This window comes from Streptomyces sp. URMC 127 (genome assembly GCF_051386535.1).
In the GTDB taxonomy this organism is placed as follows: Bacteria; Actinomycetota; Actinomycetes; order Streptomycetales; family Streptomycetaceae; genus Streptomyces.
The window spans coordinates 1-7080 of sequence record NZ_JBPQTW010000288.1 but is presented as its reverse complement, the minus strand read 5'-3'; the positions used below and the strand labels follow the sequence as shown (position 1 = coordinate 7080).

7 protein-coding genes are annotated in these 7080 nt (G+C 74.0%); 2 read left to right on the top strand and 5 right to left on the bottom strand.

Features of this window, described 5'->3' with window-relative positions:
* The 3 genes from ACSNOH_RS32125 to ACSNOH_RS32115 all read right to left on the bottom strand — a co-directional run.
* Positions 1-599, bottom strand: a 599-nt coding sequence (locus ACSNOH_RS32125; protein WP_436724976.1) for a flavin reductase family protein, incomplete at its 3' end; no start/stop codon positions are given.
* A gap of 83 nt (positions 600-682) precedes the next feature.
* Complete coding sequence (locus ACSNOH_RS32120; protein ID WP_436724975.1) at positions 683-1573, bottom strand: enoyl-CoA hydratase/isomerase family protein; 891 nt, start codon at positions 1571-1573, stop codon at positions 683-685.
* Positions 1574-1610: 37 nt separating this feature from the next.
* The gene (locus ACSNOH_RS32115) at positions 1611-3836 is read right to left on the bottom strand and encodes an acetate--CoA ligase family protein (protein ID WP_436724974.1); all 2226 of its coding nucleotides are present in this window, start codon (positions 3834-3836) and stop codon (positions 1611-1613) included.
* A 188-nt stretch (positions 3837-4024) separates the two neighbouring features.
* Here ACSNOH_RS32115 and ACSNOH_RS32110 point away from each other — a divergent pair, with 188 nt between their 5' ends.
* On the top strand, positions 4025-4552 hold the full coding sequence (locus ACSNOH_RS32110) for a Zn-ribbon domain-containing OB-fold protein (RefSeq protein ID WP_436724973.1): 528 nt from the start codon (positions 4025-4027) through the stop codon (positions 4550-4552).
* Here ACSNOH_RS32110 and ACSNOH_RS32105 read toward each other — a convergent pair.
* Both ACSNOH_RS32105 and ACSNOH_RS32100 read right to left on the bottom strand, forming a co-directional pair.
* The gene (locus ACSNOH_RS32105; protein ID WP_436724972.1) at positions 4495-5184 is read right to left on the bottom strand and encodes a pyridoxine/pyridoxamine 5'-phosphate oxidase; all 690 of its coding nucleotides are present in this window, start codon (positions 5182-5184) and stop codon (positions 4495-4497) included. The two genes, ACSNOH_RS32110 and ACSNOH_RS32105, sit on opposite strands and share 58 nt — an antisense overlap.
* A 149-nt stretch (positions 5185-5333) precedes the next feature.
* On the bottom strand, positions 5334-6512 hold the full coding sequence (locus ACSNOH_RS32100) for a thiolase C-terminal domain-containing protein (protein ID WP_436724971.1): 1179 nt from the start codon (positions 6510-6512) through the stop codon (positions 5334-5336).
* Positions 6513-6598: 86 nt separating this feature from the next.
* On the opposite strand from ACSNOH_RS32100, the gene ACSNOH_RS32095 reads away from it, so the two are divergent.
* The coding region (locus tag ACSNOH_RS32095; RefSeq protein ID WP_436724970.1) for an acyl-CoA dehydrogenase family protein at positions 6599-7080 on the top strand (482 nt) is incomplete at its 3' end.

Sequence of the window (7080 nt, the reverse complement as noted above, 5' to 3'; positions counted from 1 at the left end):
GCTCGCGTGTCCCCCTCCGCCCTGTCGTCCCCCTTCGCCCCCAGGGCCTCGATGCGGCCCACGACGATGAGGTGGTCACCGCCGGTGTGCACGGCGTGGATCTCGCAGTCGATCCAGGCGGATACGCCCGCCAGCAGGGGCGAGCCCGTTGCGGGTGAGGGGCTGTATCGCAGGCCCGCGAACTTGTCCGCGGCCCGCGCGCCGCTCACCGCGAAGCTCCGGCAGAGTGCTTCCTGCCCGGCGCCCAGGATGTTGACGCAGAAGACGCCGGCGCGGGCGATGCGCGGCCATGTCGTGGACGTACGGCCCACCATGAAGACCACGAGCGGTGGTTCGAGGGAGAGGGAGGCGAAGGACTGGCAGGCGAAGCCGGCGGGGGGCTCGCCGCCGGCTCCGGGCGCCGTGATCACGGTGACGCCGCTGGCGAACCGGCCGAGCACGCGCCGCAGCTCTCCCGGCGCCGGCGGAGGGTGTTCGTCCGCGCGGACGGCCCTCAGCGCCGGACGGGGCATGGGGCCCGGAGGCCGCGCCCCGGGGGCCGGTGGGCCGGCGGGGCTCAGATAGCGGACGGCTAGGGCGGCCATGCCTGCGTGTCCCATCATGAATCCATTGAAGGTGATGGAACGTCAGCTTTGAAGTGCGCCGGATGCCGCGGACGCCGCGGAGCCTTCGGCGCGGCGTCCTAGCGCCCGCGGTAGAAGGGGCTGCGGTGTTCGAGGAAGCTCTTGACGCCCTCCTGCGCGTCCTCCGTCGTCATGTTGATCTCCTGGGCGGCGGCCTCCGCCGCGAACGCTGTCATACGGTCGCTGTCCAGCGAGGCGTTGACCAGTTGCTTGGTGAGGGCGAGCGCCCGCGTCGGCCCGGTGGCCAGGCGCTCCGCCCACGACCGGGCCGTCGCCGCCAGTCCCGCCCCGGCCACGACGCGGTTGACCAGCCCCATCCGCTCCGCCTCGGCGGCGGTGAGGGCGTCGCCGAAGAACATCAGCTCCTTCGCCCGCTGCGGCCCCACCAGCCGCGGCAGGAGGTACGCGCCGCCGCCGTCGGGGACCAGGCCGCGGCGGACGAACACCTCGACGAACGTGGCGGATTCGGCGGCCAGGACCAGGTCGCAGGCCAGTGCGAGGTGGGCGCCCAGCCCGGCGGCGGTGCCGTTCACGGCGGCGATCACGGGTTTCTCGCAGTCCAGCACCGCGGCGATCAGCCGTTGCGCGCCCCGGCGGATCGTACGGGCCACGTCGCCGGGCAGCCGTCCCGAGGCGACGGAGGCGGCCGACACGCCCGGGACGGCAGGGTCCATTGCGCTCGAAGGGGTGGCGCGCAGGTCGGCCCCGGCGCAGAACGCGGCGCCCGTGGCGGTGATGACGACGGCCCTGACGGCCGGGTCGGCGGACGCGCCGGACAATGCGGAAATCAGGCATTCGCGCTGCTCAGGAGCGATGGCGTTCATGACTTCGGGCCGGTTGAGCGTGATCCACGAGACCCCGTTGTCAGTGGTGGCGAGTATCACTGAGTCATCGGGACCGCCGCGCTCGAGCGGGTTGTCCCGCGCTTTGTCACGGGGGGAGAGGGACATGGGGGTTCTCCGGCTTCTACGCGCTGCCGCGCGCTGTTCAGTGGCAGAAGGCGAGCGCGTCCAGCGCCACGGCGCCCTGGCCGCGCTCCAGCACCACCAGAGGGTTGATGTCGAGCTCGGCGAGCGCCCCGCCCAGCTCAAGGGACATGCGCTGGACGCGCAGGACGGTCTCCACGAGCGCGTCCACGTCGGCCGGGGGCGCCCCCCGGACGCCGTCGAGCAGGGCGCGCCCGCGCAGCTGCCCGAGCATCGCCCGCGCGTGGTTCTCCCCGAAGGGCGGCACGGCGACGGCCGTGTCGTGCAGGACCTCCACGAGCGCCCCGCCCAGCCCGACGGTCACCGTCGGGCCGAAGAGCCGGTCGGGCGAGATGCCGACGACCATCTCCACCCCGCGTCCCACGAGCTGGCAGACGAGGATGCCGTCCAGCGGCAGCCCCTCGTAGCGGGCGATGTCGGTGAGCTCGCGGTAGGCGTCGCGGACCTGGCTGGCCGAGGTCAGGCCGATCTTGACCAGGCCCAGTTCGGTCTTGTGGGCGAGTTGCGGCCCCGAGGCCTTCATCACCACGGGATAGCCCACGAGCCCCGCGGCCCGCACGGCGGCGGCCGCGCTGGTCACCAGCTGATCGCGCGGCACGCGTATGCCGTACGCGCGCAGCAGCTGCTTGGCCGCGTGCTCGCTGAGCTGCTCGCCCGGGCGCATGAGCTCCTGCGCCTTGCGGGCCGAGGGGGACGGGGTGCGGGGCGCGGTGTCGAAGGGAGAGCTGTAGGTGTCGGTGAAGCGGTGGTGATCGAGGTAGGCGCGTACGGCGGTGATGCAGTTGGAGAAGGTGCGGAAGGTGGCCACGCGCGAGGAGCCGAGCAGGGTGGTGCGGTAGGCGTCCTCGGTGCCGTCCGGGGAGCCCCAGACCACGCAGACCAGCTTGTCCGTGCGCTCCGCCGCGGCGACGAGGTCGTGGACGAGCCGGTCGCTCATGGGCGGGAAGGGCCCGGGGACGGGGCAGATGAGGATGCCCACGGAGGGGTCGTTCAGCAGCGCGTCGATGATCTTGCGGCCGCGCTCGTCTCCGACGGGGTGGCCGCCGCAGTCGACGGGGTTGGCGACGCTCAGGTACTGCGGTATCCACTGGTGGAGCTCGGCCTGTTTCGCGGCGGAGAGGGCCGGGAGCGCGAGGCCGGCGGCCGCGGCCAGGTCGGCGAAGTGGGCTCCGGTGCCGCCCGAGATCGAATAGACGGCGACGCCGGGGGCCCGGGGCGGCCGGGCGCGGGCGAGCAGGGCCGCGGTGTCCTGCAGCTCGTCCAGGCCGTCGACGCGGATCACGCCGAACTGCCGCATGGCGGCGTCCACCACGTCGTCCGCGCCGGTCAGCTTGCCGGTGTGGGAGGCGGCGGAGCGGGCGCCGGCCTCGGTGCGGCCGACCTTGACGGCGACGACGGGCACTTTGTGCCGGGCGGCCCGGTCGGCGGCGAGCAGGAACGACCGGCCGTCCTTGAGCCCTTCCACATACGCGGCGATCGCCCCGACCTCGGGCCGGGTGGCGAAGTAGGAGATGAAGTCGGCGCACTCCAGGTCCGCTTCGTTGCCGGTCGGGGCCCAGTGGGAGAGCCGGATGCCGAGCTCCTGGAGGGCGAAGACCGGCCGGCCCTGGTGGCCTGACTGGGTGATCAGCGCGATGGCGGGGCCGTCGAGGTCCTCGCGGAAGTGCTCGAAGGCGTTGAGGTTGGTGTTCGGGCCGAGGAGGCGGACGCCGGAGCGCCGGGCGGCGTTCGCGAGGACGGCCTGGGCGGCGGCGCCCGTCGGCCCGGTCTCGGCGAAGCCGCCGGCGAAGGCCACGGCGAAGGCGGCCTTGGAGCCTTCGAGCTCTTCCAGCACGGGAAGCGGGTCGCCCACGAGGAGGACGGCGAGGTCGACGCGTTCGGGCAGCTCGCGGACGGAGGGGTAACAAGGCAGCCCGAAGACGGAGGTACGGGTGGGGTGCACGGGGTGCAGGCGGGCGCCGACGCGTTCGGACCAGGCGAGGAGCTGCCGGGTGATGCCCGCGTTGGGGCGGCCCTCGGCGTCCGAGGCGCCGACGACCGCGACGGTCTCGGGGCGGAAGAGCCGGTCCAGGTCGGGGATGTCCGAGCGCAGCGGCCTGCCGCTGACGTCCGTGTCCTCGACGCCGTCGGCCTGGCCGTGGACGGCGGGGCCCGGACGCTCGCCGCAGGCCACCACGCGGGCCGGACGGGAGGTGGTGGTGAGGGTGCCGTGAGTCGATCCAAGCATCGTGTCTCGTCCACTCCTGCTCAAGGGCCGACAAGCTGACGTATAGTCAGGCTACAGATCTGACGTTCTGTCAGGAATGGCGCTGCGGGCAAACAAGCTGTGGGCAAACAAGCTGGAGACGAACAAACGGAGGGCCGGGACCGGCTGATTCCCGGAAAGCGGCCGGGAGATGCAAGGGGGTTGAGGCATTGCATGCGAATCGGCCGCCCGCGCCGGCCGGGCAGCGAACCGACGTTCCGGAGACCGACGCCTTCACCCGTCCGTACTGGGAGGCGGCGGGCCGCGGGCGGCTGCTCCTGCGGCGTTGCCGCGCCGCCGGCTGCGGGCGGGCGCACCACTATCCCCGGGAGTTCTGCCCGCGCTGCTGGAGCGAGGACGTGGTGTGGGAGGCGGCGAGCGGCCGGGCCGTGCTCTACACCTGGTCAGTGGTCCACGTGAACGACCTGCCGCCCTTCAGCGGGCGGCTGCCCTACACGGCGGCCGTGGTGGACCTCGCCGAGGGGCCGCGGATGATGACCGAAATAGTCGGCTGCGAAGAGGGCGCACTGCGCATCGGCATGCCCCTCGCCGTCAGCTTCCGGAAGCTGGAAGGGGTGCTGCCGGAGGGATGGCAGGCCCCCCTCTTCGTGCCGGTCTTCAGGCCCGCTCCGCCGCCCGCTCAGGGCCAGAGCAGCCCGGTCGTCCAGCCGCCTTCCGCGGACGGGCTGCGGCGGTAGGTCAGGCGGACATGCCGGCGCCGGGCGTCGCCCTGGAAGAACTCGGCCTCCTGCGCCTTGAGGACGTACAGCGTCCAGGAGGGGACGGGGGCGTCCGGCTCGCGGCGGGCGCGCTCCCAGGCCGCATCGGAGGCCCGCTCCAGCTCCTCGTACGAGGAGAGCGCCTCGCTCTGCCGGCCCACGAGCGCCGCCGCCAGCGCGCCCGGGGACCGCGCGGCCAGGTCCGCCCGGCTCTCCTCGGCGCCCATGGCCGTCACCGTGCCCTGGATGCGCACCTGGCGGCCGACCGCGGGCCAGTAGAAGCCCAGCGCCGCCTGCGGGCGTACGGCCAGCTCGCGGCCCTTGCGGCTCGTGCGGTGAGTGGCGAAGTGCCAGCCGCGCTCGTCGGCGTCGTGGAGCATCAGGGTCCGCACGGAGGGGCGGCCGGTCGCGTCCGCGGTGGCGAGCGTCATCGTGTGCGGCTCCGGGGAGCCGGCGGCGGCCGCCTCCGTCAGCCACTGACGGAAGAGGGGCAGCGGGTCGGCGGGGGCGGTGGCGGGGTCGAAGTGCGGCAGCTCCGTGTCCCACACGGGCAGGGAGCGCAGGAGGGCGTGGAAGTCCTGCCCCCGGGTGTCGTCCAGTGCGTCGCTCATGGGTCCATCCAACCCGTTCACGGGCCGTCCGCTCCGGAGCGGTAGCGGTCACGTACGGCCTTGCGGCCCGCTGCCGGCGTGCGGCCAGGAGCGGGGCGTGTCCAGCGCCGTGTCCAGGGCCGTGTCCAGGGCCGTGTCCAGGGCTGTGTTCAGTCGCGCGCGAGGACCAGTGTTCCGGCGGAGCAGAACCAGCCGCCCGTGCCCGAGGCGACGGCGATCCTCGGGAGCTGCCCGTCCGGTCTGCGGACCTGGCGGCCCTCCTCGGCCTCGCCGCGCAGTTGCCGTACGGCCTCGACGACGAGGAACAGGCCGCGCATCCCGGGGTGGCAGGCGGAGAGGCCGCCGCCGTCGGTGTTGACCGGCAGGTCGCCGCCGACGGTCAGCCTGCCGTGTTCCGCGAAGGCGCCGCCCTCGCCCTTGGCGCAGAAACCGAGGTCCTCCAGGGTCACCAGCGTCATGTACGTGAAGGCGTCGTACAGCTCGGCGACGTCCACCTCCGCCGGGGTGATCCCCGCGCGCTGGAAGGCCAGCCGCCCGGAGCGCGCGGCGGGGGAGACGGTGAAGTCCTCCCACTGCGACATCGCCGTGTGGGAGACCGCCGTGCCCGCGCCCAGCACCCACACCGGCGGGCGGGCGGCGTCCGCGGCGTACTCCTCGCCCGCGAGCAGCACGGCGCAGCCGCCGTCGGAGCGGATGCAGCACTGGAGCCGGGTGAACGGGTCGGCGATCACCGGGCCGCCCAGGACGTCGTCCACGGTGACCGGGTCGCGGTACATGGCATGCGGATTGTGCCGGGCGTTGGCGCGCGCCTGAACGGCGATGCCGGCGAGCTGCTCAAGGGTGGTGCCGTACTCGTGCATGTGGCGGCGGGCGGCCATGGCGTACTTGGCGATGAGCGTGTGCCCGTACGGCGCTTCGAACTGGAGCGGGCCGCGCGCGCCGAGGGAGAGCCCGGCGGTGCGGCGGCCGGCCTTGAGGTCGGCGCGGGCGGTGGAGCCGTAGACCAGGAGGACGGCGTTCGCGTGGCCCGCTGCGATGGCGTCGGCGGCGTGGGCCGCCATGACCTCCCAGGTCGCGCCGCCGACGGAGGTGGAGTCGGCCCATGCGGGGCGCAGCCCGAGGTGGTCGGCGATCTCCATGGGGGCCAGGGTGCCCAGCCCGGCGGAGGCCAGGCCGTCTACGGAGGCCTTGGCGAGCCCCGAGTCGGCGAGGGCGCGCCGGGCCGCCTGCGCGTGCAGGTCGTAGGGCGTGGCGGAGTCGACCCGCCCGCAGTCCGAGAGCGCGACTCCGACGACGGCGACCCTGCGTGTGCGGTGGACAGCTGCCATGAACTGACGCTACATCAGATCCGGTCTGGGAAAGCGTGCTTGCGGCACTTACGATGACGCCCCGTCAGATTCGGAAGGTGATGCCCGTGGACACCGCATTCACCGAGGAGCAGGGCGAGATCCGGCGCACCCTGCGCGAGCTGCTGCTCAAGCGCTGCGGACCGGAGGAGCTCCGGGCCGCCACCCGGACCCCGGCCGGTTACGACGAGCCGCTGTGGCGGCAGCTCGCCGGTCAGCTGGGGCTGGCCGGGCTGGCCGTCGAGCGGCGGCACGGAGGCGTGGGCTGCGGCCCCACGGAGCTCGCCCTGGCCTGCGAGGAGACCGGCCGGGTCCTGTTGCCGTCCCCGCTGCTCGCCACGGCCGGCCTCGTGGCCCCCCTGATCGCCGCCGCGGGCACGCCCGCGCAGCAGGCGGAGCTGCTGCCCCGCATCGCCTCCGGAGACTTAACGGGCGCGCTCGTACTGCCCTGCGCCTCGCTCCCCGCCGCGCTCGGCCTCCTCGGACCTCCGGCAGCCGCCTGGGCCGGGGGCGGGAGGGCCGGCGGCATCCAGGCGCGGCAGACGGGAGC

Excerpts from the sequence above, each read along its gene's own strand:
- ACSNOH_RS32100 (WP_436724971.1), bottom strand. The coding sequence starts at position 6,512 with ATGGCAGCTGTCCACCGCACACGCAGGGTCGCCGTCGTCGGAGTCGCG.
- ACSNOH_RS32105 (WP_436724972.1), bottom strand. The coding sequence starts at position 5,184 with ATGAGCGACGCACTGGACGACACCCGGGGGCAGGACTTCCACGCCCTC.
- ACSNOH_RS32115 (WP_436724974.1), bottom strand. The coding sequence starts at position 3,836 with ATGCTTGGATCGACTCACGGCACCCTCACCACCACCTCCCGTCCGGCC.
- ACSNOH_RS32120 (WP_436724975.1), bottom strand. The coding sequence starts at position 1,573 with ATGTCCCTCTCCCCCCGTGACAAAGCGCGGGACAACCCGCTCGAGCGC.